The sequence below is a fragment of the Spirochaetales bacterium genome, assembly GCA_016930085.1.
GTDB lineage: Bacteria > Spirochaetota > Spirochaetia > SZUA-6 > JAFGRV01 > JAFGHO01.
Genome location: JAFGHO010000107.1, coordinates 58,035 through 80,970, shown reverse-complemented (window position 1 = coordinate 80,970; position 22,936 = coordinate 58,035). Strand labels below are relative to the sequence as shown.

Here is a 22,936-nt window from a genome sequence, read left to right as displayed (position 1 = left end):
ATTGTTCTACGAGTGTCAATTGACCGGAGATCAGTTTTTACCGGCAAAAAAACGAAAAATATCGAAACCCGACCCAAAACATTGAAATTTCACATTATATGAAGTATGTATAAGAGAGTGCATACGATTTTTTTCTCTTAAGGAGTTATATATGGCGTACAGGAGTATAACGTCCCGGCGTATATCCATGGCGAACGAGTTGCCATTTGAACAAATCCCACATATGCATCCGTATCCGCTTAAGATAAACCGATTAAAACGGTTTATTGCCCCTCTTTTGCTGCTTGTCGTCCTCACTATCTCTTGTCTCAATAATAAATCTCCCCACCGGGATTCACATCGTCCGATCCGTACAGAAACCCGTTCAGTTCAAACGACCGGATACGGTTTTTCATCCGGTAAAAGTAAAACAGGAACGGTGATGTGGGCAAAGAACGAGGCGAGGCTTGCCATTGCGTTACAACTGAAGGGAAATCCCTTTACACTGCAAACGGCCTCCGGCACCATTGTCTTTTCATCCGAAACGGACGATACGGATCTGTCGTTTACCCGCGTGCGTCATGAAGAAACGTGGGAGGCGGGCGGGCTATGGAACGCCTTTATCATAATGGAATGCAAAACCGATGTCGAATGGGTAACCGGCGGCGGTACCGGACCCGTAACACTTTCATCAGGCGGCGACAGTGTGATTACGACACTTTTCACGCTCAGACAGCAGGCTGTTCTCAACGCCTTCAGAAAGCTGCCTCAATCGGACATGGACAATGCAATCATCGGGGGGAGCGTTTATATTTCAGCCCTGAAAGCCGCTAAAGTGAAAGACACATCGCATGTTGAAGTAAGCGCAGATTTTACCGTTGTTTTTTACTGATTCCGGCGATGGCGCCGACCATGTTATACATTATCGTATTGGAGGGGACAGGTATGGCATGTTTTTTTCCCAACATTATACATGCCCCATTAAGTCCGTCGATCTCTGTCCTTTTTCCGGCTTTTACGTCCTGGAGTGTCGATGATTCGTGGTCTTTTGTGAGTGGAATAAGGCTATTATAAAATACATCGATGAATCCTTCTTTCGTGTCCCAATGCGTCGAGTATCCTTCTGCCTGCATGACGAGGAATACCTCCGCGATTATCATATTCATGATATGTCGTGTTTCTTCATATTCTCCCAGAATACCGTACGGTACGTTCAAAACAGCCCCCAGCGGGTTCAAAGGACAATTGTACAGCATCTTTGCCCAAAGATCCTTTGCGATATCCGAAACAGTCCTGCACGGAAGATCACCCGAAAAAATCGCTTCGGCAAGCGGTTCCACATTCTTTCGTTCGCCTTCACCCCCCGCGAGATGGCCGACATGAACATCATCCGCATGAACGGTAATCGCCACCGTGTTCGGTCTTAATCTTTTAAAACCGGTAATCACCCGCGCATTATAAATACACTCTTCCCCGAAAAATCGGAAGAATTTTTCCGAATTCCCCCAGCCGTTCTGGAATAACACGATCCGCGCCCCATGTTTTAATATCGCCTTGTTTTTGTATAGCGTTGAAGCTGCTGCTTCAGTATCGAAGGATTTTACACATACACAAATATAATCATAGTGCGTCGCTTTGCTCCGGTCGATTACCGTATATGCATTAAATTTATCCGGTGTTGCGAGATACCTCCCCAGTATGCCTTCCCGACTGAGACCTTGCCTTTTGAGGAGTGCTACGGTTTCGTCTCTTGCAATAATATCCACGTTACCGCCGGCTTTGATAAGGCAGCTTGCTATACCGAGTCCGACGGCTCCGCCTCCGTATACCAATATATTCATCTTTTATCTCACAAGACAGTGCGTTATGCGTGATTTTTTTTATATTGCGTACCGTTCGTTTTGCGGCTGAACGTCCGTTCACCTGCTATCTCATGCGATTTTCGGCATTTCTTCCTTTTTCTTTTTCTTTTTTCGTTTCGGCCGTTCCTTGCGTTCAACCAGTTCCAGAAATACCATTTCCGTCGCGTCACTCGAACGTTTGCCGAGTTTCAATATACGTGTATAACCGCCAGGTCGTTCACTAAACCTAGGGGCGATATCCTTGAACAGCTTGTTGAGAATAGACTCGTTCTGAATTATTTTCGCCACGATTCGTCTGTTATGTACCGAGTCTGTTTTTGCCCTTGTAATGAGTTTTTCCGCTTTCACACGTACCGCTTTGGCCTTCGTGATACTCGTCCGTATCCTTTCGAATCGAAAAAGTGAACTCACCATATTACGGTGCAGTGCTTTTCTATGGGCCGATTTTCTCCCTAATCTGTTAAACCCGATTTTGTGTTTCATGTTTCGTCCTTCTCCGGTTCTCGCTTCTTTATTTGTTTCAGAACACTGTAATCAATCATCCCGAGTGACAGATGCCATTCTTTCAGTTTATCCTTGATCTCCTGCAGTGATTTTTTTCCGAAATTACGTGTCTTTACCAGATCTTCTTCCGTTTTTTTGGTCAAATCTCCTATCGTCCTTATATTAGCGTTTTTAAGGCAATTACTGCTGCGTACGGACAGTTCGAGTTCTTCGACCGGTGTCTCCAGAAATTTCTTTATTCTTTCCTCTTCGTCGTCCCTGTCATCTTCTTTGAGAATATCATCTTCATCAAAATTGATAAAAATAGTAAAGTGTTCTTTTGCTATTTTCGATGCTTCCGCAAGTGCGTCTGAGGGCGATATAGCCCCGTCGGTCCAGATTTCGATAATCAGTTTATCGTAATCGGTTCTCTGACCTACCCTGGCGTTCTCGACACTGTATTTCACCTTCCGTAACGGTGAAAAAATCGCGTCGATCGGTATTGTTCCGATCACATCGATATATTTCTCGTTTCGCTCCGCCGAGACATATCCCCTGCCGAGATCTATCTGAATTTCCATCTCGAGGTTTGCTTTATCTTCAAGGGTGGCAATATGGAGGTCCTTGTTTATGACTTTAACATTTCCCCCTTTTTCAATATCTCCGGCAGTGAAATCCCCCTTGCCTTTCAATTCAACCAGAATCGTCTCGGATTCGAGATCATTGGCAAGCTGCAGCTGCACCTTTTTCAAATTGTTGATGATAACCGGTGTATCCTCGACAACTTCCGGAATCGATTCGAATTCATTCGAGAGTACTGTCGGGTTACCGTCATCATCGTAATACGTGATTCTTATCGCAGTGATGGCATATCCCTGAATTGATGAAAGAAGAATTCTCCGCAAGGTATTTCCGATGGTGACTCCATATCCCCGTTCGAACGGATATGCGGTAAACTTGCCGTAGAAACTGTCCTCTTCCTTGTGATCGAAGATTATACCCTTTGGCCTTTTAAACCCTTTTAATAAATTTTTCCTGGGCATTGTTACTCCTTTATTTTGAGTAAAGCTCGACAATTAATTGTTCTTTTATATCAGCCAGATCTATAACATCATTGCGCGCGGGTATTTTTTTCACGACACCATACATATTGTCCGGGTCCACTTCGAGCCATGGCACGACCCCCGATCTCGAATATTCCTTGAGACTTTCTTTCACCGAAACAAGCTTTTTGCTGTTTTCCTTTATTTCAATCTTGTCGTTTTCACGCACAAGAAAAGAAGGTATATTGACCTTTTTTCCATTGACGCTGACATGGCCGTGCGAAACGAGCTGCCGCGCCTGTTTTCGTGACGAAGCAAATCTCATTCGATAGACAATATTATCCAGTTTTCTCTCCAGTAAGCGAATTAAATTCTCGCCCGTTACACCCTTCATTCTGGCTGCTTTTGAAAAGAATATTTTGAACTGTTTTTCCAGCATTCCGTACATTCGTTTTAATTTCTGCTTTTCTCTGAGCTGTAACCCGTAATCAGATATTTTTCGAATTCGCGCCCGCATTCCCTTTCCCGGTGCACCTCTCTTTTTAGTTATCGGACAATTTGGCCCTTTACATCGTTCTCCTTTTAAAAAAAGTTGCACTTTTTCCGTCCGACAATAGCGGCACTGAGGTCCCAAATATCTTCCCATTCACTTACTCCTTCTTATCTCACATATACTCATATTCCCGCCCCATCTTTCAACCGATCCGGCAGGAATTAATTAGTTACGTTTTTTCATATACCTATGTTACTGGTATAACTTTATATTATTGCTACACCCTTCTGCTTTTTTGGGGCCGGCATCCATTATGAGGTATCGGGGTTATATCCTTGATGGACTTCACCTTTAGTCCGAGCGCCCCGAGTGCCCTGATAGCCGACTCTCTGCCGACACCAGGACCCTTCACAAAGACATTCACTTCACGCAGTCCATGATCGATCGCCTTGCTTGCGGCATTTTCCGCCGTTGTCTGTGCGGCAAAAGGCGTTGATTTTTTGGCGCCCTTAAAACCGAGTCCGCCTGCCGAGGCCCATGATATCACATTGCCCTTCAGATCGGTAATGGTAACCATTGTATTGTTGAATGTCGCCTGAATATAGACACACCCTGAAGGTATATTTTTCTTTTTTTCTTTCTTGCCTTTTCTCTTTGCCATTATACGTAATCCTCCGCTAAATTATTTCCGTCTCTTGCCTGCAACGGTTTTCGGTTTTCCCTTTCTCGTGCGCGCGTTTGTGCGTGTCCGCTGCCCGCGAACCGGTAATCCTTTTCTGTGCCGTTGCCCGCGGTAACAGCCGATATCGATCAATCGTTTGACATTGAGGGCGATTTCAGTTCTGAGACGGCCTTCCACTTTGAATTCGTTCTCGATAACCTTTCTCAGGTTATTTATTTCGTCGGCAGGCAGATCGTTGATTCGTCTTTCAGTATCGATACCGGTCTTCTTGCATATCAGTTTCGCCGACGACCTGCCGATTCCATAGATATAGGTAAGTGCGATATCAATATGTTTGTTAGGCAGGTCGACGCCAGCAATTCTTGCCATGTTATTCTCCTCCTATTTCTGCCTTTGTTTGTGTTTCGGATTTTTACAAATGATTCGCAATACTCCTCGTCGCCGTATGACTTTGCATTTCTCGCAAATCGGTTTTACACTAGCTCTTACTTTCATATCATTACCTCACTATAGATTTCTCGATCGCAATTTTCCTTTTTTAACAAGCCCTTCGTGATGATGCATACGAAGATGTCCTTCAATCTGCGACATGGTATCGAGATCGACACCGACCATAATCAAAAGCGACGTCCCGCCCATCAACATGGCCGCCGATCTGGGCACTTTGAAGAAAATCGAGACGATTGTCGGGATGATCGCTATAAATGCGAGAAAAAGTGAACCGGGTAAAATAATCCTGTTCAATATTCTCGTCAGGTACTCTTCCATTTTTTCAGACCGGATTCCAGGTATCGATCCCCCGTTTTCCCTGATATTTTTTGAAATCTCAAAGGGATTCAGTGTTACCTGCGTATAGAAATATGCAAAAAATACGATAAGGAGTCCGTACAGTAGATTATAGGGCAGTTTGTCCCATGCGAGCGCTCGTACGATGTTCTGTAAAAAAGTAATATTCTTGCCGAGACCCTGGATAAGCTGGATCGGAAATGTCAAAAGCGCACTCGCGAAAATAACGGGGATAACCCCTGAGGGATTGATTTTGAACGGGAGATAGGTGTTCTGTGAACCGTATATTTTTCTTCCGATGACCCGTTTCGCATAATACACCGGTATTTTCCTCTGTCCCTGCTGTTCGTAGATGACAAGCGCGACAACCACGGTGAACACCGCCAGAACGATGATGAGAAAAACGGGATTGAAATCGGAACTCGGATCCCTGACCGCCTGAAACATCGTGATCACCGCCTCCGGCATTCGAGCGACGATTCCCGCAAAGATAAGAATCGAAACCCCGTTCCCGATCCCCCGCTGCGTAATCTGTTCGCCAAGCCAGACGAGAAAAACGGTACCGGTGGTGACGGTGAGCATTGCCACAAAAGTAAAAAAGAGCGGATCGATCGTCAAGGCCTTGATTTCGACCGCGAGCCGCGTCGCGGTAAACGACTGTATCATACAGACAGGTATCGTTATATAACGCGTATACCGTTGTATTTTCTTTTTGCCCCCCTCTTCTTCCGATATCTTCTTCAGTTTCGGAAAAATGATCGTCAGCAGATTCATGATAATCGATGTGGTAATATACGGCATGACGCCGAGCATGAAAATAGAAACATTTTTGAAGGCCCCGCCGACAAAAAAATCAAGGAAATTAAAAATTTCCCCGAAGCCGCCGGCCCCCGCCTCGAAATAATTCAATACCGCCGTCCTGTCGATTCCCGGAATGGGGATAAAAGCTCCCAGCCTGAATATGACAAGCACAAATATCGTGAAAAGTATCCTGTTGCGAAGATCTTTTATTCTGAAAATATCGATAATTGGATTACTCGCCATTCTCTTCTACCTTTTTCTTTGGTTTTTTATGTTTTTTCAGCGCCGGATCTTTAACGGGCGTCGCCTTTTTTTCGATAATCGTACCCCCGGCACCGACAACCTGTTCACGTGCGCCTTTCGTTATCTTATCGAGGTCGACGCTGAGCTTTTTGGTCAGCGTTCCTCCCGCAAGAAGTTTTACCGGCATTTGTTTTTTGGATATGATATTTTTCTGTATCAAGGTTTCCGTGGTGACGGTGGCCCCATCATCGAAGACTTCCAGATAGCCGCATTTTATGACGATATAGGTTTTTTTAAATCTGTCGTTTGAAAAACCCCTTCGCGCGATTCTTCTGAACAGCGGCATTTGCCCGCCTTCGAAACCTGGACGTACGCCGCCGCCGGCACGGGACCTCTGTCCCTTGGAACCCCTCCCGGCCGTCGAACCGTGACCGCTTCCTGTGCCTCGTCCGATTATTTTCTTTTTTTTCGTTGCGCCCTTCGGCGCTCTCAATACAATCTTCTCCATTACGACAACTCCTCGACCTCAACAAGATGAGCTATAACCTTTACCATTCCCATTATTTGCGGCGTCGCTTCTTTCCGCACCACTTTGTTTATTCTGCCGAGTCCTAAAGCCAGCGCTGTTTTTCGTTGCTGCGGCTTGTTTCCGATGATGCTTTTCTTTAGCCGGATTTGTACCATCTTCCCTTTTTTGCTTTGTGATGTTTTTCCGGCTTTCGACCCCTTTTTTACTGCCATGACACTAACCCCACATTTCCTTTATAGTCTTTCCCCTCATCGCCGCTATTTCTTTCGCGTCTTTGAGTGATTCGAGACCATTAAAAACAGCCTTGAGTATATTGATGGCATTCTCTGAACCGAGCGATTTCGCGAGAATATCCTTGATACCGGCAGCGTCCATGATCGCCCTTACCGCACCTCCCGCTATGATTCCGGTTCCGGGCGCAGCAGGTTTCAATAAAACAGTCGCACTCTTGAACTTCCCGATGACCTTGTGCGGAATAGTCGATTTCTGCCTGTTTATCGAAATAATACTATTCTTTGCTTTCTCGAGACTCTTTTTTATCGCTTCAGAGACATCATTCGCCTTCCCGAATCCATAACCGACATGGCCGTTTTGATCACCGACAACAACGAGTGCGGAAAAGGAAAACCGCCGTCCGCCTTTCACGACTTTCGCGACGCGATTGAGTTTTACCAGTTTCTCAATAAACTCTTTTTCAACCCTTTCTTCTACCACGTTTCCTCCTAAAACTGTATCCCGGTTTTTCTTGCTGCATCGGCGATTGCCTTGACAACACCATGATATTTATACCCGTTTCTGTCGAATACGATCCGGGAAATTTTCTTATCTTTCATCCGCTGTCCGATCACTTCTCCAAGTTTTCCGGCTTCCTTGACCGTTGTCTTTATCTTCCGCAAATCCTTTTCCAACGTCGATGCAGATACAAGCGTATTTCCCGCTATATCGTCGATCACCTGCAAATAGACGTTCTTGTTGCTTTTATAGATACTCAATCTCGGACACTGTTCGGTCCCCTTTATCTTTTTTCGTATCCCTATTTTACGTCTGACCCGACGTCTGATCTTTTCTTTCACATGTTTCATGATACTACCCTACTTGACTCCTGTTTTTCCGACCTTCTTGCGGACATATTCGTTTTCATATCTGATACCTTTCCCCTTATACGGTTCAGGCGGCCTGAAAGCCCTGATTTCCGCGCACGCTTTTCCAAGCTTCTGCTTGTCGATCCCCTGTAATACCAATTTGGTGTTTGCTTCAACCCGGCACGTTATCCCGTCGGGAATCGTGTATTCGATCGGATTCGCGTAACCGAGATTCAACACCAGTATATTTCCTTTCAACTCAGCCTTATATCCCACACCAATAATTTGCAGGACTCGTGTAAATCCTTCAGTGACGCCGATCATCATATTTCTAATGAGATTTCTGTACAAACCGTGCATTGATTTCGCACGTTTTGTTTCATTCTTCCTTGAAATATAGATATACGGTTTTTCATAGGTAATTTCTACTTCTTCTTCATACCGCTGGCTGAGTTTTCCTCCGGAACTTTCCAGCGTGATCGTATTGTTTTCGATTGTCACCTTTATATTATCCTGTTTTACCTCGACAGGAAGTCTTCCTATTCTTGACATTGTTTCCTCTCAAACTCCTTCCTACCAGACGCTGCAGATAAGCTCGCCGCCGACTTTTTTTTCCGCGGCTTTTTTACCTGTTATCACACCTTCAGATGTGCTTATGATGACCGTTCCATAGCCGTTAAATATACGCGGCATTTTTTTATACCCGACAAACACACGCCTTCCCGGTTTCGATAACCGCTGCAAATCATTGATCACGGGCTTGTTTTTATCCGTATATTTTAGAAATATCCTGATATAGTTTTTACCGCTTTGATTTATCTTTTTGAAGGTTTTTATATATCCTTCGTTTTTCAGTATTTTTGTGATTTCGAGTTTCATCCGTGATGTCGCGATATCGACTTTCTCGAATTTCGCTCCATTTGCGTTTCTTATTTTCGTTAGCATATCTGCTACCGGATCTGAAAGACTCATAGTTTTCTCCCCTTACCAACTAGATTTCGTCACACCAGGAATTAATCCTTCGCTGGCAAGTTTTCTGAAACAGATGCGACACATCTGAAATTTTCTCATATATCCCCGAACCCTTCCGCACAGGCGACACCTGTTCACCTTTCTCGTTTTGAACTTGGGTTTTTTTTGCGATTTTAAAATCATTGCTTTTCTCGCCATGTTCATCCTCTCATTTCATTACTTTCGGAACGGCATTCCAAGTTTTTCAAGAAGACTTTTAGCTTCCCTGTCGGATTTGGCCGATGTAACGATGGAAATATTCAAACCATTGATCCGTTCGATTTTATCATAATCGATTTCCGGGAAAATAATCTGTTCCGTGATACCAATCGAATAATTACCGTGTCCGTCGAACGAGTTCGGATTAGTTCCCCTGAAATCCTTTATTCTCGGAATAGCGACATTAATCAGTCTGTCGAAAAACTCATACATGATATCTCCGCGAAGGGTTACCATGACACCGATTTCCATGCCAGCCCTTACCTTGAATCCGGCAATTGATTTTCTCGCCTTTGTTTTCACGGCCCGCTGGCCCGTAATCTGCGACACCTCATCGACCGCCGAGTCGAGAAGTTTTTTGTTTTGAATGGCGTCTCCCATTCCCATGCTCACGACAATTTTTTGCAGCTTCGGTACCTGCATGATTGTTTTATACTCGAACTCTTTGACGAGTTCCTTTTTCACCGTCTCTTCGTAATATTTTTTTACTGTTGGCAGATTCTTCTTCGACATTACAATTCCTCCCCGCATTTTCTGCATACCCGCACCTTTTTATCGTCAACCATTTTAACGCCGATTTTAGTCTTTCCGCATTTCTTGCAATTGATCATCACATTCGATATATGAACAGGGGCTTCAATCTCGACAATACCGCCTTTCTGATTCTGCTTTCGTTGTCTCATCGCCTTTTTGACCATATTCTGTCCTTCGACGATCACGGTTTCTTTTTTCCGATCGACCTTCAATACCCTTCCCGAATTCCCGATGCTTTTTCCCGAGACAATCGTCACCTGATCGTTCTTCCTAATCCTGAGTTTTCCTTTATCACCGTTCATGCCTTTATTACCTCATCACCCTCTATAATACTTCCGGTGCAAGCGAAACGATTTTCATATAATTCTTGTCCCTGAGTTCCCGCGCAACCGGACCGAAAATTCTCTTTCCCTTCGGATTTTTATTCGCATCGATAATGACGCATGCATTATCGTCGAAGCGAATATACGTTCCATCTGGTCTTCTGTGTTCCTTGTTTGTTCTCACGACCACTGCCTTTTCAATTGATCCCTTTTTTATCGGCGCATTCGGTAAGGCGTCTTTTACGGCGACCACGATTATATCACCGACGTCCGCCACTTTTCTTCTGGTTCCCCCGAGTACCTTTATACATGCTACACGCTTTGCGCCACTGTTATCCGCAACATTTAAATAGCTCATCGTTTGGATCATATCTGCTTCCTGCCTTCCGCTCTATTTTGCCTTTTCAACGATCTCTAATAACCGCCAGGATTTTTCCTTACTCAAAGGCCTTGATTCGATCACCCGAACAATATCATCGATATTGCATTCGTTTTTCTCGTCATGCGCCTTTATCTTCTTCGTTCTCGTGACATACTTTTTATAAAGTCGATGAAGCTTTTTCCTTTCAATTGCAACGACAATCGTCTTATTCATTTTATTACTGACTACCCGTCCGGTGAAAATCTTTTTATTCGCTTTGTCTTTGTTCATCCTTCTGTCCTCTTTCTCCGGCAACGTTCGCTTTTCTGATACCGCATTGATACTCGTTTATCAATGTGTTCAGCCTGGCCAATCTTCTTCGTAATACCCTCTTCTGAAGAGGATTATCCACATGTCCAATCACCATATTGAAGCGTATATCTCTGTATTTCTTTTTCAGCTCCTCACGTTTTGTCAGGAGTTCGTTAAATGTCAGATCGTTATATGATTCTTTCATAATTATTGCACGTAATCCCTTCTCGTCATTATTTTGGTTTTTATCGGCAACTTGCTGCTTGCGAGTTTCATTGCCGCCTGCGCCAATTCCATCGCGACACCGCTGACTTCGAACATGACCGTTCCCTGTTTGACCACTGCCACCCAGTATTCAGGATTCCCTTTGCCTTTTCCCATTCTCGTTTCCGCCGGTTTCTTTGTATATGGAACATCCGGGAAAATTCGAATCCACACTTTTCCGCCGCGCTTTATATGACGGGTAATCGCGATACGTGCCGCTTCAATCTGACGATTGGTAATCCATTTTCTTTCGAGTGCGACAAGTGCAAAATCGCCGAACGCAATACTGTTTCCCCTCGTCGCTTTCCCTTTCATTCTGCCGCGCTGCTGTTTTCTGTATTTCGTTCTCTTTGGACTGAGCATGCTTTCTTACTCCTTAGCTTCCGCTTGTGATTTCGTCTTTTTCAACAATATTCCCGCGTCTTCCTTTTTCTCTCTTCCGTATAATTCACCGTTGCATATCCAGACCTTCACACCGATGGTACCAAAGGTGGTGATTGCTTCCGCGAATCCGTAATCAATATCCGCCCTGAATGTATGAAGGGGAATCCTTCCCTCTTTATATTCACTGCTTCTCGCCATTTCCGCACCGCCGAGACGCCCTGATATCTTTATTTTTATGCCCTGAATACCGGTTTTCATCGCGTTGGCCACCGCCATTTTCATCGCCTTCCTAAAGGATGCCCTCGCCTTGAGTTGTTTGGCGACATTCATCGCCACCAGCTGTGCATTGAGTTCCGGACGTTTGATCTCCTTGATTTTGATCTGGATTTTCTTCGTTACCACCTTTTTGATTTCATTTCCGAGTTTATCGATGTTCGCACCTTTTACCCCGATAATAACCCCGGGACGGGCGGTGTGAATAATGATGGTCACTTTCTGCGGATGTCGCACGATCTCGACGTCGGCCACATCGGCTGTTTTTGTTTCAGGAAAGTCCATGATTATCTTTCGTATTGTCAGATCCTCATGCAACGTATCCGCATATTCTTTCGGATCCACATACCATTTTGATTTCCAGGTTCTTATAATACCCAGTCTCATACTGAAAGGATGTACTTTTTGTCCCACTATTTCCCTTTAACCTCCCCTATTTCATCGATAACGACGGAAATATGACACAATCGTTTTATCAACCGGTCGGCCCGTCCTCGTCCGCGCACCCAGATACGTTTCATACGCGGACCGTCATTCACCTGTAATTCCTTTATATAAATTGTATCTTCATCGAGTTTATCATTGTGATATAATGCATTCGCGACGGCGGACATAATCGCCTTTCTCAGGAATTTCGCGCCCTTGTGAGGCAGATTTTCGAGTATCGATAACACCTCTGTATAAGGCTTTTTTCTGATGTTGTTCGCTATCCTTCTTACCTTTGAGGGAGAAATCCGTATAAACCTCAAATGTGCTTTGTAACCCTTTTTTGTCTCCATTCAGAACCCCTACTTCTTCTTTGCCTTTTTATCCGAACCGGCGTGCCCTCGAAAAATCCTCGTGGGAGAAAACTCTCCCAGCTTATGTCCGACGAGATTTTCCGTCACATACACAGGCACCCAGGTCTTCCCGTTATAAACGCTGATAGTAAGCCCCACCATCTCGGGTATGACCGTTGAACACCGTGAAAATGTTTTTATCATTTTCTTGTCTCCCGATTTCCTGATATCAAGGACTTTCCTGTAGAGACTTTTTTCGATAAACGGTCCCTTTTTTATCGATCTTGACACAATCTTTCTCCTACTTTCTTCGTTTGACTATAAACCTGGTGGAATTCTTCCGCTTCTTCCTGGTCTTGTATCCTTTTGTCGGGACACCCCAGGGAGTCACCGGATGCCGTCCACCGGACGATTTCCCTTCTCCACCGCCATGCGGATGATCAATCGGATTCATGGCGACACCTCTCACCTTCGGCCGCTTCCCCATCCATCTGCTTCTCCCCGCTTTACCCAGCGAAACGTTCATATGATCTTCGTTTCCGACCTCTCCGATTGTCGCAAAGCATTTCCTGAAAACCATTCTCATTTCGCCCGACGGCAACTTGATCGTCACGTAATCCCCTTCTTTTGCGGCGATCGTCGCACTTGTTCCGGCGGACCGTGAAAGCTGTCCGCCCTTTCCGTATTGTAATTCAATATTATGGACGTTCATCCCGAGCGGGATTTTTTCGAGCGGAAGTGCGTTCCCTATTTCCAATGGGGCGTCATTTCCGCTTTGAATTACCATACCGACTTTCAAACCTTTTGGTGCAAGGATATACCGTTTGTCACCATCGACGTAATGAACCAGGGCGATATTCGCGCTTCTGTTTGGATCATATTCTATTGACACGATCTTTCCGGGAATCGATTTCATCGCCTCATCTGCCGAATATTTATCCCGTTTAAAATCGATATACCGATATTTTCTCTTGTGACGGCCGCCTTTTCGCCGAACGCTTATCCGGCCGTTCGTATCCCGTCCGGCGTTGAACGCCATTCCTTTCGAGAGGTTTTTTTCAGGCCGCGTCGTCGTCACCTCTTCGAACGTCAATCCTGTCTTATATCTCATCCCGGCCGTATGAGGTTTATATTTCTTGATCCCCATTGTATCCCTTGCTCCTTACTCTCGATCGGTTATACACCTTCGAATATGTCGATTTTCTCTCCCTCGTGCAGGGTGATAATCGCTTTTTTCCATGCAGATGTATATCCTCTTTTATATCTTACCCTTTTGGGTTTGCCTTTTATATTTATGATATTGCATTTCACCGGTTTCACGTTAAAAAGCTCTCCGATCGCCTTTACCACCTGTTTTTTATTCGCCCGTGCATCGACCTTGAAGGTATATTTGTGTTGTTCCCGCCGGACATTCGATTTTTCAGTAACGACAGGTTCCAGAATGATATCTTCCGTATATTCCATTATTCCTGCACTCCTTTATCAGTCTTTTTATCTGCCTTCTTTTCCGCTTTCTCAACCTTTTCGACAACCTTTTTCCGAGTCGTTTTTTCCGCCTTCTTTTCGGTCTTTTCCGTCACCTTTTCAACGGTCTTCTTCTCTACCGTTGTTTCAGCCTTTTTTTCTACCTTTTCAGTAGCCTTTCCAACGGTTTTTTCCCCAACCTTTTTTTCAGTCTTCTTTTCCGTAACAGTTCTGCCGTACATATCATTGAGCGACCGTATTGCCGTTTCATGAAAAATCAGATTTTTACAGTAAAACAGATCATGGGCATTCAACCTGTTAAAGGTCAGCATCCTGAGCCACGGTATATTGGAACCGGCTCTTTTTATCATCATATCATCGTCTTTCAGAACAAAAACCGTTCTCATTTCGGTGATATGCTTCCTTAATAATTGAACCAGATCCTTAGTCTTTCCGCTTTCGATTCCGAAATCCTCGATAATCCTCAATTTGTTCTCGGCGTTTTTCATACTCAATATCGATCTCATTGCCAGCTGCTTTATCTTCTTTGGTATATGATACTTGTAACTTCGCTTCCGGGGGCCGAACACAATACCGCCGCCGACCCTAAGCGGAGATCGACGCGTACCCGCACGCGCCCGGCCCGTGCCTTTCTGCCTGTACATTTTCTTGTGCGCGCCCTGAACTTCACTTCTCGTTTTCGTATGGGCGGTCCCGAGTCTCTTGTTGGCCAGCTCGTTTCTGATCGCATAATAGATTGAACCCATACTTACTTTACCGTTAAATATATCATCTGAAAGTTCGATCTTTTTTGATTGGCTGCCGTCAACGGCAAAAACCTGTGCTTTCATTCAACTATCCTTATCATCAATTATTTTCTTCACTGCTTTTTTTGACAGTTATATGACCCTTCTTTTTCGCTTTGAGAATGACGACCGTCGCATTTTTAGGGCCCGGAATCGCACCTTTTATCAAAAGCGTGTTCTTTTCAGTGTCGATTTTCACCAGGCGAAGATTCTGAACCTTCATTGCAGCACCGCCCATTCTTCCCGCCATTTTCAACCCCTTGAATACTCTGGAGGGAAAACTGGAACTTCCCGTTGAACCCTGTGCCCGGTGAAATTTCGATCCATGCGTTTTTCTTCCGCCGCTGAATCCATGCCGCTTCATGACACCCTGGTATCCTTTACCTTTTGTTACGCCCCGGACATCGATAAAATCAATACCCTGAAAAACATCAACGGTCAGCGCCTTACCGATTTCATACTCTTTCTCAAAATCACGAATTTCGATCATCACCTTTTGAGGAGTAAGGCCGTCTTTGAACTGCCCCTTCACCGGCTTAATCACCCTCGATTCTTTTTGTTCGAATGCACCGAGTATCACTGCATCATATCCGTTTTTTTCGGTATTCCTCTCACCGATAACGACATTCTGCGGTACGGCGACGACGGTAACCGGAATAATGTTTCCGCTTTCGTCGAATACCTGAGTCATGCCGATTTTCTTTCCGATTAGCCCTACCATTTTTTTCCTCACATTTTAATTTCAACATCTACACCTGCAGGAAGCTCGAGCTTCATAAGTGCATCCATAACCGCAGAAGTAGGTTCGATGATATCGATCAAGCGTTTATGTGTCCGCATCTCGAACTGTTCACGCGACTTCTTGTTCACGTGAGGGGATCTGAGTACAGTAAACTTATTGATTCGAGTCGGTAAAGGAATTGGACCGGATACTTTTGATCCGGCTTTCAGTACTGTATCAACGATCGCTTTGGAACTCTGGTCTATCAGTTCAACATCGAAACCTCTCAAGCGTACGCGTATCCTTTCTTTTATCATCATTCCTCCTGATATCGATCCCGAAAGAGATATGCCATCCCCCGGGATGATACTTAATATAATTCATCATGCATAATCAATAATACATTTATCTCACCTCGTGATCTCCATCCTACCGGAATGAAGATTACGATCCGCTGTTGTTTACCGACAAACACGGTTTGGTTCCTTGTTGACACACAGCGACCGGACCACCGATCATCCAAGTACAGCATAAGGACCTCAACTTATGCATGTTTTTGACTTTTTTATCTCAATCCTGCACCATCGTCCCGACTTTACAGCCCGGTTGAATGAACGGAAAAAAGCTATCTGTTCTCCAATCCGGCGAAACATCAATCCCCTTATTCGATAATTTCCGTTACCGCTCCTGCCGCAACCGTTCTTCCACCCTCGCGGATAGCGAAACGAAGTCCTTTTTCGATTGCGATTGTACAGATCAGTTCGACATTGAGTTCGACATTATCGCCGGGCATTACCATTTGCTTTCCTTCAGGAAGCGAAACCGTCCCCGTTACGTCCGTTGTTCTGAAATAAAACTGCGGCCGGTATCCGGTAAAAAACGGCGAATGCCTTCCGCCTTCTTCTTTTGTCAGAACGTACACCTGAGTCTTTATCTTTTTATGCGGTGTGATCGACCCCGGTTTTGCAATAACCTGTCCACGCTGTACTTCGTCCTTTTCAATACCTCGAAGCAGACAGCCGACATTATCTCCGGCCTGGCCTTCATCGAGGATCTTGTTGAACATTTCGACACCGGTCACAACCGTTTTTCTTGTATCCTTGATACCGACGATTTCGACTTCTTCACCGACTTTGACTTTACCGCGCTCGATTCTTCCGGTGACAACGGTACCGCGGCCGGAAATCGAAAAAACATCCTCTATCTGCATGAGAAAATCCTTGTCGATTGCGCGTTCCGGAAGCGGAAAATATGAATCCATCGCATTGAGTAATGCTTCAATGCACTTCATTTTTTCAGGATCGTCCGGATTGTTCATTGCCTCGACCGCCGAGCCCCTGATAATCGGTATTTCATCCGCTGGAAACTTGTATTCATTGAGAACATCCTTGATTTCTTCTTCAACAAGATCGATGAGTTCCGGATCGTCAACCATATCGATTTTATTCAAAAAGACAATAATCGCCGGAACACCGACCTGCCGTGCCAAAAGAACATGTTCACGCGTCTGCGGCATGACGGAATCGGGTGCCGAAACGACGAGAATCGCACCGTCCATCTGGGCGGCACCGGTGATCATATTTTTGATATAGTCTGCGTGTCCCGGACAATCGACATGGGCGTAATGTCTTTGTTCCGTCTGATACTCGACATGACGTGTATTTATCGTAATACCCCGTGCCTTCTCTTCGGGCGCATTATCTATATCTTCAAACTTCATCAATTTATCGCCATACTTTCCGGAACAATACATGGTAATTGCCGCAGTCAGCGTCGTTTTCCCATGATCGACATGCCCGATTGTCCCTACGTTTATATGGGGTTTCTTCCGTTCGAATTTAGCTTTTGCCATTTTATCCTCCTTAATTTAAATAAAATAACGGCTTTTATGGCATCTCTTTCATGATGGAAACCGTTATTATTTCCTTTTTTACCTGCCAGGGAACCCCTGGTCCTTCTTGAGCTTTCTTTTACCAGCGGTAATGAGCAAACGCCTTGTTCGCTTCCGCCATTTTATGTGTATCTTCTTTTTTCTTTACTGAAGAACCGGTATTATTAAAAGCATCAAGTATTTCATCACGTAATTTTTCACTCATCGATTTACCGTGCCGCTGCCGTGAATATGAAATAATCCATCTCATTGCAAGGGCATTCTGTCTATCCTCTTTAATTTCGACAGGAACCTGATATGTCGAGCCGCCGACACGCCGTGATTTCACCTCGATAAGCGGTTTTACATTATTCAATGCCTGTGTAAAAATTTCAAGCGGATTTTTATTCACTTTGCTGCTAATCTCTTCAAGCGCATCATAGAGAATATGATAGCCGACCGATTTTTTTCCCTTCAGTATCATACGATTGACGAATTTGGCGATCATATCGCTTCCGTACTTGGGATCTGATGCGATCGGTCTTTTCGGCGGTATCCTTCTTCTCGGCATTCTTTTCTCCTTACACTCCTTAAGCCTTCGGCTTTTTTGTTCCGTATTTCGACCGCGCTTTCTTGCGATCGTCGACACCGAGTGTATCCTTGGTACCCCTGATAATATGATACCGCACACCCGGCAGGTCCTTAACCCTTCCCCCTCGAATCATGACAACCGAGTGTTCCTGAAGGTTATGGCCGATTCCCGGAATATATGCCGTCACTTCGATGCCATGCGTGAGTCTTACTCTCGCGACTTTTCTAAGGGCAGAGTTCGGTTTTTTGGGCGTTACTGTCATCACCCTTGTACATACGCCTCGTTTCTGCGGACAGGACATCAATGCGGGCGACTTTGTCTTTTTACCGACCCTTTTTCGTCCCAATCTTACAAGCTGATTTATTGTTGGCATACCTCTCCCTTCAAACTATTTTGAGCAGATGATATTAGCAATTACATAAAAAAAAGTCAATCCTTTCCCTCCAAAAAAATGAAAAGAATTGCCTTTTTTCTGCCAATAGCTTGCTTTTTCTCCTACCCTTTAATAACGGAAGCTCTCTTCCATCATCCAGTTCCTCTGGACTCCATCACATTGGCTTAAAGTAACATATTTATAATATTATGGCAAGGGGGTAATTATTTTTTTTTTACAGGAATCGCCTTTTTTGCCTTAAATTTCGCAAACCTTCAGGTATTTTCTGCGCAAAACAACCGGTAACCTCCGATTATTTTATATGTCTTCAAACGGGAAGGATTCCTTTTCTCCGCCGTTAACCGGCTCTACATCTTCAGATCCATCCGCCGCACGCTTTCACAAGTGTATGGATTGCCTCAGGAAATCGGGCCGGTCTATAATATCGTCAATCCGGTACTTTCTTCCGAAAGCGCGCCCAATTCTTTTTCCTTGCTCTTTTCTTCAAGAATTTTATTTACGGAGATGTCGATGTCTTCCATGTTTTCATCGAAAAGCTTGACATTCTTGTAAATTTTCATTCCCGTTCCGGCCGGTATCTGGTGGCCGATAATGACGTTTTCCTTCAAGCCGCGAAGATGATCGATAGAACCCTCTATTGCCGCATTGGTAAGTACCCTCGTCGTTTCCTGGAACGAGGCCGCGGAAATAAAGCTGTCGATGTTAAGGGATGCCCTTGTAATACCAAGAATCATCGGCCTTGCAATTGCCGGCTGGCCGCCCTCCCTGATGACCTTTCGGTTCTCCTCATGAAACATGTGCTTATCAACCTGCTGTCCATAGATGAAGTTCGTGTCCCCGACATGGATGATCTCCACTTTTCTCATCATCTGCCTTATTATGATACCGATATGTTTATCGTTGATATTGACACCCTGAAGCCGGTAGACTTCCTGGATTTCATTGACGAGATAACTCTGAAGGGCGTTTTCCCCGAGTATATTAAGGATATCATGCGGATCGATATTTCCCTCACAAAGCGGTTCACCCGCTTTCACTTTATCACCGTCACGTACCAGAAGATGTTTTCCCATCGGTATAAGGTGTTTGTATTCCTTTTCAAAAGGATCGATGACGACAACGTTGCGTTTACCCTTGACGATTCCCTTAAAATGGACAGTTCCGCTGATCCGTGCCAGAACTGCCGGATTCTTTGGTCTTCTCGATTCAAAAAGCTCTCCGACACGCGGAAGACCGCCGGTAATATCGCGTGTTTTCACGCTTTCCTTGAGCAGTTTTGCCAGAATTGTTCCCGCTTTTATGGTATCGCCGTCTTCGATATTCAGATATGCCCCGCCCGGAAGAAAATATGTCGCGACCTCGACACCGGACTTGTCATAGACGACAATCCTCGGCTGGAGGGTCTCAAGCGTAAACTCCATGACCTTTTTGTCCGTCTTTCCCGTCTCCTCATTGATCTCCTCTTTCAGCGTCGTGCCCAGGATGATATCCTCGAATTTGACGCGCCCGTCGACCTCGGAAATAATCGGTTCGCTGAACGGATCGAAAAAGGCCAGCGCCTCTTCCGGTGCGACAATATCTCCCTCTTTCACCACGAGCGCGGATCCGTTTCTTATATCGATTTTATGATCCTGTGCGATCAGAAGAAGCTGATTCCCCTTCACGATCACATAGGCAATATCGGAAGAAAGTATCTTTTTGTTTTTCCGTTCGATGATCGGCTGATCCCTGATGACTTTTTGATCGTTTTCGACAAGGAGTTTGTCTTTCGGTTTCAAATCGATATTCTGAAAAATACGGTTGATGATAATCTGGCCTTTCCGGGTGAAAAGCATATTCCCGTTTTCGAGTTTTACCCTGTTTCCGTCTATCTGTTTGACATATACCGGATACCGTAAATACACTCGGTTTTCTTCGGTAATTTTAGTTGCGGCGCCACCGATATGAAAAGTCCTCATGGTCAACTGTGTACCGGGCTGTCCGATCGATTGGGCTGCGATAATACCGACCGCCTCACCGATATCGACCGTTTTATTGGTTGCCAGATTTCTCCCGTAACACTTGACGCACACGCCGTGCTTTGCCTCGCAGGTGAGTCCGGTTCTGATCCGCACCGATTCGATACCCGCCTCATCGATCTTCTCTGCAAGTTCATCGGTAATCTCCTGGTTGACATCGACCAGTATTTCACCCGTGATGGGATGTTTTACCCGTTCGAGTGTGAACCGTCCCGCTATTCTGTCACGCAGCTGTTCGACGATTTCCTCACCGTCCTTGATCGCCGCGCGTTCTATACCATTAATTGTCCCGCAGTCGAATTCATTGACGACCACATCCTGTGCGATATCCACGAGTCTTCTCGTCAGGTATCCGGCATCGGCCGTTTTAAGCGCCGTATCGGCAAGACCTTTTCGCGCGCCGTTCGTCGAGATGAAAAACTCGATGACCGAAAGCCCTTCCTTGAAGTTCGAACGGATCGGCAGCTCGATGATGTCGCCTGAAGGTTTCGCCATAAGACCGCGCATACCCGCGAGCTGGCGAATCTGCGTTCTGCTCCCCCTCGCGCCCGAATGCGCCATCATATACACCGGATTGAACCCGCCCTTGTCCGTCTTGAGTTTCTCCATCATTTCGTTGGTGACAAGCTCGTTTGTCGTACTCCACACCTCGACGACCCTGTTGTACCGTTCTTCATTTGTTATATGCCCCTGGAGATACTGCCGCTGGATCTCTTCCACCTGGGCATTCGCCTTTGCCAGCAACTCTTTTTTTGCTTCCGGAACCACAATGTCTTCCATCCCGATCGTCGCCCCGAACTTTGTCGCGTAGGTGAACCCCATCTCCTTGATAACATCGAGCATCTGGACCGTAATATATGAGCCGAACCGTTTATAACAATCGGAAATGAGTGTGTGAAGTTGTTTTTCGCTCATCTCTTCATTGATATAACCGACCTGTTCCGGAAGTTCCTCGTTCAGAATAATCCTTCCCGGTGTCGTCTCCATATATGTTCCTTTTATCTGCACCTTGACGAGCGCCTGGTAATCGACATCCCTCGAATCGACAGCCATGAGGACTTCTTCGATCGAAGAATAATACCGTCCCTCACCCTGCGCGCCATTCCTTATTTTCGTCAGATAATTAATACCAAGAACCATATCCTGCGTCGGCACGGTAATTGGATTGCCGTTCGCGGGGTCCAGCAGGTTTCTGGAAGAAAGAATCAGCGTCCAGCACTCCATCCTCGCGGCCTGCGTCAGCGGCACGTGAACGGCCATCTGGTCGCCGTCAAAATCGGCATTAAATGCATGACAGACCAGCGGGTGCAACTTGATCGCCTTCCCTTCGATCAATACGGGCTCGAAGGCCTGAATACCCAGCCGGTGGAGTGTCGGCGCCCTGTTGAGCAGCACAGGATGTTCCCGTACCACTTCGTCGAGTACCGCATAAACTTCCGCTGTTTCCTGCTCGACATAGGTCTTTGCCTTCTTGATATTATAGACAACATCCTTTTCCACGAGTTTTTTCATGATAAAGGGTTTATAGAGTTCGAGGGCCATCTTTGTCGGAAGTCCGCACTGATGCAGTTTCAATTCCGGACCGACGACGATAACACTCCTTCCCGAATAGTCAACGCGCTTGCCCAGAAGGTTCTGTCTGAATCTTCCCTGCTTTCCGCGGAGCATATCCGAGAGGGATTTAAGCGGCCTGTTCGAGGCCCCTTTGACAACGCGACGCTTTTTCGAATTATCGAAGAGGGCGTCAACCGCCTCCTGAAGCATCCTCTTCTCGTTCCTTATTATGATATCAGGGGCGTTGAGGGCCTGTAGACGCTTGAGTCGGTTGTTCCTGTTGATGACCCGTCTGTAGAGATCGTTTAAATCCGACGTTGCAAACCTGCCCCCGTCCAGCTGTACCATCGGCCGCAGTTCCGGCGGAATAACGGGGATGACGTCGAGAATCATCCATTCAGGTCTGTTGCCTGAATCCCTGAAATTCTCGACGATACTGATTCTTTTCAGAAGCCGTTTGTCGACTTTGAGTCCCTTCTCGACCATTACCTTGCGAAGCTCTTGGGACAACCCGTCCAGATCCAGCGATTCAAGGAGGATTTTGATCGCGCCGGCGCCGATTCCCGCCATAAACGCCATACCGTACCGTTCTTTCGCTTCATGGTAATCTTCTTCAGTCAGGACATCCATCTTTTTCAGATCGGTGTCGCCCGGATCGATGACGATATATTTCTCGTAATAGAGAATCGAACGCAATGAGGCGAGAGAAAGGTCCAACAGAAGTCCCATACGGGAGGGGACGGAGCGGTAATACCAGATGTGTGAGACCGGTGATGCGAGTTCGATATGTCCCATTCGTTCCCGCCTTACCTTGAAATGGGTCACCTCGACACCGCAACGGTCGCAGATGACACCCTTGTACCGTATGGATTTGAACTTCCCGCAGTAACATTCCCATTCCTTCGTCGTGCCGAATATTTTCTCACAGAAAAGACCGTCACGTTCGGGTCTGAGTGTCCGGTAGTTGATAGTTTCAGGTTTTTTCACCTCACCGTACGACCAGGCACGAATCTGCTCCGGCGAGGCGAGTTTTAACATAATCGTATCAAAATCCTGAATTTCTTTCATTCTTTT

General features: G+C 45.6%; 34 protein-coding genes. 1 reads left to right on the top strand and 33 read right to left on the bottom strand.

Going from position 1 to position 22,936, the window contains the following annotated elements; all coding sequences use genetic code 11:
- Positions 1-151 precede the first annotated feature (151 nt).
- Complete coding sequence (locus JW881_18575; protein ID MBN1699531.1) at positions 152-871, top strand: hypothetical protein; 720 nt, start codon at positions 152-154, stop codon at positions 869-871.
- Here JW881_18575 and JW881_18570 read toward each other — a convergent pair.
- From JW881_18570 to rpoC, 33 genes are all read right to left on the bottom strand, one after another.
- On the bottom strand, positions 852-1,820 hold the full coding sequence (locus JW881_18570; protein MBN1699530.1) for a 2-dehydropantoate 2-reductase: 969 nt from the start codon (positions 1,818-1,820) through the stop codon (positions 852-854). The two genes, JW881_18575 and JW881_18570, sit on opposite strands and share 20 nt — an antisense overlap.
- A gap of 90 nt (positions 1,821-1,910) precedes the next feature.
- Positions 1,911-2,312, bottom strand: a complete 402-nt coding sequence (gene rplQ, locus JW881_18565; protein MBN1699529.1) for a 50S ribosomal protein L17 — start codon at positions 2,310-2,312, stop codon at positions 1,911-1,913.
- 8 nt (positions 2,313-2,320) lie between these two features.
- Positions 2,321-3,367 (bottom strand): DNA-directed RNA polymerase subunit alpha, encoded by a 1,047-nt coding sequence (locus JW881_18560; protein ID MBN1699528.1) that lies wholly within the window; start codon positions 3,365-3,367, stop codon positions 2,321-2,323.
- A 10-nt stretch (positions 3,368-3,377) separates the two neighbouring features.
- Positions 3,378-4,013, bottom strand: coding sequence for a 30S ribosomal protein S4 (gene rpsD, locus JW881_18555; protein ID MBN1699527.1), 636 nt, complete (start codon positions 4,011-4,013; stop codon positions 3,378-3,380).
- A gap of 124 nt (positions 4,014-4,137) precedes the next feature.
- On the bottom strand, positions 4,138-4,521 hold the full coding sequence (gene rpsK, locus JW881_18550; GenBank protein ID MBN1699526.1) for a 30S ribosomal protein S11: 384 nt from the start codon (positions 4,519-4,521) through the stop codon (positions 4,138-4,140).
- 21 nt (positions 4,522-4,542) lie between these two features.
- On the bottom strand, positions 4,543-4,911 hold the full coding sequence (gene rpsM / locus JW881_18545) for a 30S ribosomal protein S13 (protein ID MBN1699525.1): 369 nt from the start codon (positions 4,909-4,911) through the stop codon (positions 4,543-4,545).
- A gap of 12 nt (positions 4,912-4,923) precedes the next feature.
- Complete coding sequence (rpmJ, locus tag JW881_18540; GenBank protein MBN1699524.1) at positions 4,924-5,037, bottom strand: 50S ribosomal protein L36; 114 nt, start codon at positions 5,035-5,037, stop codon at positions 4,924-4,926.
- Between the two features lie 12 nt (positions 5,038-5,049).
- Positions 5,050-6,372 carry a preprotein translocase subunit SecY gene (secY, locus tag JW881_18535; GenBank protein ID MBN1699523.1) on the bottom strand — a complete coding sequence of 441 codons (1,323 nt, stop codon included), beginning with the start codon at positions 6,370-6,372 and terminating at the stop codon, positions 5,050-5,052.
- Positions 6,362-6,880: a 50S ribosomal protein L15 gene (rplO, locus tag JW881_18530; protein MBN1699522.1), complete on the bottom strand. Its 519-nt coding sequence runs from the start codon at positions 6,878-6,880 to the stop codon at positions 6,362-6,364. Before rplO ends, secY begins: the two co-directional genes overlap by 11 nt.
- A complete protein-coding gene (gene rpmD / locus JW881_18525; protein MBN1699521.1) occupies positions 6,880-7,056 on the bottom strand; it encodes a 50S ribosomal protein L30 in 177 nt (58 codons plus the stop codon). Before rpmD ends, rplO begins: the two co-directional genes overlap by 1 nt.
- A gap of 61 nt (positions 7,057-7,117) precedes the next feature.
- A complete protein-coding gene (rpsE, locus tag JW881_18520; GenBank protein MBN1699520.1) occupies positions 7,118-7,615 on the bottom strand; it encodes a 30S ribosomal protein S5 in 498 nt (165 codons plus the stop codon).
- A gap of 8 nt (positions 7,616-7,623) precedes the next feature.
- The gene (locus tag JW881_18515; protein ID MBN1699519.1) at positions 7,624-7,983 is read right to left on the bottom strand and encodes a 50S ribosomal protein L18; all 360 of its coding nucleotides are present in this window, start codon (positions 7,981-7,983) and stop codon (positions 7,624-7,626) included.
- A 9-nt stretch (positions 7,984-7,992) separates the two neighbouring features.
- The gene (gene rplF, locus JW881_18510; GenBank protein ID MBN1699518.1) at positions 7,993-8,535 is read right to left on the bottom strand and encodes a 50S ribosomal protein L6; all 543 of its coding nucleotides are present in this window, start codon (positions 8,533-8,535) and stop codon (positions 7,993-7,995) included.
- A gap of 21 nt (positions 8,536-8,556) precedes the next feature.
- Positions 8,557-8,955 carry a 30S ribosomal protein S8 gene (rpsH, locus tag JW881_18505; protein ID MBN1699517.1) on the bottom strand — a complete coding sequence of 133 codons (399 nt, stop codon included), beginning with the start codon at positions 8,953-8,955 and terminating at the stop codon, positions 8,557-8,559.
- Between the two features lie 12 nt (positions 8,956-8,967).
- Positions 8,968-9,153 (bottom strand): type Z 30S ribosomal protein S14, encoded by a 186-nt coding sequence (locus tag JW881_18500; GenBank protein ID MBN1699516.1) that lies wholly within the window; start codon positions 9,151-9,153, stop codon positions 8,968-8,970.
- Between the two features lie 18 nt (positions 9,154-9,171).
- On the bottom strand, positions 9,172-9,726 hold the full coding sequence (gene rplE / locus JW881_18495) for a 50S ribosomal protein L5 (GenBank protein ID MBN1699515.1): 555 nt from the start codon (positions 9,724-9,726) through the stop codon (positions 9,172-9,174).
- The gene (locus JW881_18490; protein ID MBN1699514.1) at positions 9,726-10,049 is read right to left on the bottom strand and encodes a 50S ribosomal protein L24; all 324 of its coding nucleotides are present in this window, start codon (positions 10,047-10,049) and stop codon (positions 9,726-9,728) included. The genes rplE and JW881_18490 overlap by 1 nt, the downstream gene beginning before the upstream one ends.
- Before the next feature lie 22 nt (positions 10,050-10,071).
- Positions 10,072-10,440 carry a 50S ribosomal protein L14 gene (rplN, locus tag JW881_18485; protein MBN1699513.1) on the bottom strand — a complete coding sequence of 123 codons (369 nt, stop codon included), beginning with the start codon at positions 10,438-10,440 and terminating at the stop codon, positions 10,072-10,074.
- A 21-nt stretch (positions 10,441-10,461) separates the two neighbouring features.
- Complete coding sequence (gene rpsQ / locus JW881_18480; protein MBN1699512.1) at positions 10,462-10,722, bottom strand: 30S ribosomal protein S17; 261 nt, start codon at positions 10,720-10,722, stop codon at positions 10,462-10,464.
- Positions 10,700-10,948 carry a 50S ribosomal protein L29 gene (locus JW881_18475; GenBank protein ID MBN1699511.1) on the bottom strand — a complete coding sequence of 83 codons (249 nt, stop codon included), beginning with the start codon at positions 10,946-10,948 and terminating at the stop codon, positions 10,700-10,702. Before JW881_18475 ends, rpsQ begins: the two co-directional genes overlap by 23 nt.
- 2 nt (positions 10,949-10,950) lie before the next feature.
- Entirely contained in the window at positions 10,951-11,370 is a 420-nt protein-coding gene (rplP, locus tag JW881_18470) for a 50S ribosomal protein L16 (protein ID MBN1699510.1), read from the bottom strand.
- 6 nt (positions 11,371-11,376) lie between these two features.
- On the bottom strand, positions 11,377-12,078 hold the full coding sequence (gene rpsC / locus JW881_18465; GenBank protein ID MBN1699509.1) for a 30S ribosomal protein S3: 702 nt from the start codon (positions 12,076-12,078) through the stop codon (positions 11,377-11,379).
- Positions 12,078-12,443: a 50S ribosomal protein L22 gene (gene rplV, locus JW881_18460; GenBank protein MBN1699508.1), complete on the bottom strand. Its 366-nt coding sequence runs from the start codon at positions 12,441-12,443 to the stop codon at positions 12,078-12,080. The genes rpsC and rplV overlap by 1 nt, the downstream gene beginning before the upstream one ends.
- Before the next feature lie 9 nt (positions 12,444-12,452).
- A complete protein-coding gene (gene rpsS / locus JW881_18455) occupies positions 12,453-12,734 on the bottom strand; it encodes a 30S ribosomal protein S19 (GenBank protein MBN1699507.1) in 282 nt (93 codons plus the stop codon).
- Positions 12,735-12,744: 10 nt separating this feature from the next.
- Positions 12,745-13,590 (bottom strand): 50S ribosomal protein L2, encoded by an 846-nt coding sequence (rplB, locus tag JW881_18450; GenBank protein MBN1699506.1) that lies wholly within the window; start codon positions 13,588-13,590, stop codon positions 12,745-12,747.
- A gap of 29 nt (positions 13,591-13,619) precedes the next feature.
- The gene (gene rplW, locus JW881_18445; GenBank protein MBN1699505.1) at positions 13,620-13,907 is read right to left on the bottom strand and encodes a 50S ribosomal protein L23; all 288 of its coding nucleotides are present in this window, start codon (positions 13,905-13,907) and stop codon (positions 13,620-13,622) included.
- On the bottom strand, positions 13,907-14,758 hold the full coding sequence (gene rplD, locus JW881_18440) for a 50S ribosomal protein L4 (protein MBN1699504.1): 852 nt from the start codon (positions 14,756-14,758) through the stop codon (positions 13,907-13,909). Before rplD ends, rplW begins: the two co-directional genes overlap by 1 nt.
- A 16-nt stretch (positions 14,759-14,774) precedes the next feature.
- Positions 14,775-15,434: a 50S ribosomal protein L3 gene (gene rplC, locus JW881_18435; protein MBN1699503.1), complete on the bottom strand. Its 660-nt coding sequence runs from the start codon at positions 15,432-15,434 to the stop codon at positions 14,775-14,777.
- Between the two features lie 8 nt (positions 15,435-15,442).
- The gene (gene rpsJ, locus JW881_18430; protein ID MBN1699502.1) at positions 15,443-15,751 is read right to left on the bottom strand and encodes a 30S ribosomal protein S10; all 309 of its coding nucleotides are present in this window, start codon (positions 15,749-15,751) and stop codon (positions 15,443-15,445) included.
- 344 nt (positions 15,752-16,095) lie between these two features.
- Positions 16,096-17,286, bottom strand: coding sequence for an elongation factor Tu (gene tuf, locus JW881_18425; protein MBN1699501.1), 1,191 nt, complete (start codon positions 17,284-17,286; stop codon positions 16,096-16,098).
- Positions 17,287-17,404: 118 nt separating this feature from the next.
- Entirely contained in the window at positions 17,405-17,875 is a 471-nt protein-coding gene (rpsG, locus tag JW881_18420) for a 30S ribosomal protein S7 (protein MBN1699500.1), read from the bottom strand.
- A 19-nt stretch (positions 17,876-17,894) separates the two neighbouring features.
- The gene (locus JW881_18415; GenBank protein ID MBN1699499.1) at positions 17,895-18,269 is read right to left on the bottom strand and encodes a 30S ribosomal protein S12; all 375 of its coding nucleotides are present in this window, start codon (positions 18,267-18,269) and stop codon (positions 17,895-17,897) included.
- A 437-nt stretch (positions 18,270-18,706) separates the two neighbouring features.
- Entirely contained in the window at positions 18,707-22,930 is a 4,224-nt protein-coding gene (rpoC, locus tag JW881_18410) for a DNA-directed RNA polymerase subunit beta' (GenBank protein MBN1699498.1), read from the bottom strand.
- Positions 22,931-22,936 lie beyond the last annotated feature (6 nt).

Coding starts and splice junctions, on each gene's coding strand:
- JW881_18575 (MBN1699531.1), top strand. CDS start 152: ATGGCGTACAGGAGTATAACGTCCCGGCGTATATCCATGGCGAACGAG.
- JW881_18570 (MBN1699530.1), bottom strand. CDS start 1,820: ATGAATATATTGGTATACGGAGGCGGAGCCGTCGGACTCGGTATAGCA.
- JW881_18560 (MBN1699528.1), bottom strand. CDS start 3,367: ATGCCCAGGAAAAATTTATTAAAAGGGTTTAAAAGGCCAAAGGGTATA.
- rpsD (MBN1699527.1), bottom strand. CDS start 4,013: ATGGGAAGATATTTGGGACCTCAGTGCCGCTATTGTCGGACGGAAAAA.
- rpsK (MBN1699526.1), bottom strand. CDS start 4,521: ATGGCAAAGAGAAAAGGCAAGAAAGAAAAAAAGAAAAATATACCTTCA.
- rpsM (MBN1699525.1), bottom strand. CDS start 4,911: ATGGCAAGAATTGCTGGCGTCGACCTGCCTAACAAACATATTGATATC.
- rpmJ (MBN1699524.1), bottom strand. CDS start 5,037: ATGAAAGTAAGAGCTAGTGTAAAACCGATTTGCGAGAAATGCAAAGTC.
- secY (MBN1699523.1), bottom strand. CDS start 6,372: ATGGCGAGTAATCCAATTATCGATATTTTCAGAATAAAAGATCTTCGC.
- rplO (MBN1699522.1), bottom strand. CDS start 6,880: ATGGAGAAGATTGTATTGAGAGCGCCGAAGGGCGCAACGAAAAAAAAG.
- rpmD (MBN1699521.1), bottom strand. CDS start 7,056: ATGGTACAAATCCGGCTAAAGAAAAGCATCATCGGAAACAAGCCGCAG.
- JW881_18515 (MBN1699519.1), bottom strand. CDS start 7,983: ATGAAACATGTGAAAGAAAAGATCAGACGTCGGGTCAGACGTAAAATA.
- rplF (MBN1699518.1), bottom strand. CDS start 8,535: ATGTCAAGAATAGGAAGACTTCCTGTCGAGGTAAAACAGGATAATATA.
- rpsH (MBN1699517.1), bottom strand. CDS start 8,955: ATGAGTCTTTCAGATCCGGTAGCAGATATGCTAACGAAAATAAGAAAC.
- JW881_18500 (MBN1699516.1), bottom strand. CDS start 9,153: ATGGCGAGAAAAGCAATGATTTTAAAATCGCAAAAAAAACCCAAGTTC.
- rplE (MBN1699515.1), bottom strand. CDS start 9,726: ATGTCGAAGAAGAATCTGCCAACAGTAAAAAAATATTACGAAGAGACG.
- JW881_18490 (MBN1699514.1), bottom strand. CDS start 10,049: ATGAACGGTGATAAAGGAAAACTCAGGATTAGGAAGAACGATCAGGTG.
- rplN (MBN1699513.1), bottom strand. CDS start 10,440: ATGATCCAAACGATGAGCTATTTAAATGTTGCGGATAACAGTGGCGCA.
- rpsQ (MBN1699512.1), bottom strand. CDS start 10,722: ATGAACAAAGACAAAGCGAATAAAAAGATTTTCACCGGACGGGTAGTC.
- JW881_18475 (MBN1699511.1), bottom strand. CDS start 10,948: ATGAAAGAATCATATAACGATCTGACATTTAACGAACTCCTGACAAAA.
- rplP (MBN1699510.1), bottom strand. CDS start 11,370: ATGCTCAGTCCAAAGAGAACGAAATACAGAAAACAGCAGCGCGGCAGA.
- rplV (MBN1699508.1), bottom strand. CDS start 12,443: ATGGAGACAAAAAAGGGTTACAAAGCACATTTGAGGTTTATACGGATT.
- rplB (MBN1699506.1), bottom strand. CDS start 13,590: ATGGGGATCAAGAAATATAAACCTCATACGGCCGGGATGAGATATAAG.
- rplW (MBN1699505.1), bottom strand. CDS start 13,907: ATGGAATATACGGAAGATATCATTCTGGAACCTGTCGTTACTGAAAAA.
- rplD (MBN1699504.1), bottom strand. CDS start 14,758: ATGAAAGCACAGGTTTTTGCCGTTGACGGCAGCCAATCAAAAAAGATC.
- rplC (MBN1699503.1), bottom strand. CDS start 15,434: ATGGTAGGGCTAATCGGAAAGAAAATCGGCATGACTCAGGTATTCGAC.
- rpsJ (MBN1699502.1), bottom strand. CDS start 15,751: ATGATAAAAGAAAGGATACGCGTACGCTTGAGAGGTTTCGATGTTGAA.
- tuf (MBN1699501.1), bottom strand. CDS start 17,286: ATGGCAAAAGCTAAATTCGAACGGAAGAAACCCCATATAAACGTAGGG.
- rpsG (MBN1699500.1), bottom strand. CDS start 17,875: ATGCCGAGAAGAAGGATACCGCCGAAAAGACCGATCGCATCAGATCCC.
- JW881_18415 (MBN1699499.1), bottom strand. CDS start 18,269: ATGCCAACAATAAATCAGCTTGTAAGATTGGGACGAAAAAGGGTCGGT.
- rpoC (MBN1699498.1), bottom strand. CDS start 22,930: ATGAAAGAAATTCAGGATTTTGATACGATTATGTTAAAACTCGCCTCG.